General features: G+C 68.8%; 1 protein-coding gene. It reads left to right on the top strand.

Annotation, left to right across the window (positions count from 1 at the left end):
* Positions 1 to 48: 48 nt before the first annotated feature.
* On the top strand, positions 49 to 516 hold a 468-nt coding region (locus FMEAI12_RS37535; protein ID WP_235013531.1), incomplete at its 3' end, for a DUF2252 family protein.

Here is a 516-nt window from a genome sequence, read left to right as displayed (position 1 = left end):
AGCCGACGTCGCCTCCGACCGGCCCGCCGACACGGTGTGAGGTAGAGCATGGCAGCTGTCGTCAGCTCGCCGCCGGTCGCGGCTGGTTCGCGGCCGCGGCTGTCCGCGAAATCCACACGACTGTCCGCGAAATCCGAACAACTCACGCCGATCGAACGTGCGGCACGGGGAAAGGACGCGAGGACGCGCGCGCCGCGCGGGATTCATGGCGAGTATGCGCCGGCGTCGGGCCGGGTCGATCCGGTCGACCTGATCGAACGGCAGTCGGAGACCCGGCTGCCTGAGCTTGTCCCGCTGCGCTATCAGCGCATGCTGGAGTCTCCGTTCCGGTTCTTTCGCGGTGCTGCCGCGGTGATGGCGGCGGATCTCGCCGGCACGCCGGTCTCGGGGATCGACGTCCAGCTCTGCGGCGACGCGCACCTGCTCAACTTCCGTCTGCTCGCGTCGCCTGAGCGTCACCTGGTGTTCGACATCAACGACTTCGACGAGACGCTTCCCGGCCCGTGGGAGTGGGAC

It is taken from the genome of Parafrankia sp. Ea1.12 (genome assembly GCF_900465275.1).
GTDB classification, from domain to species: domain Bacteria; phylum Actinomycetota; class Actinomycetes; order Frankiales; family Frankiaceae; genus Parafrankia; species Parafrankia soli.
This window is presented reverse-complemented; position numbering and strand designations above follow the sequence as displayed.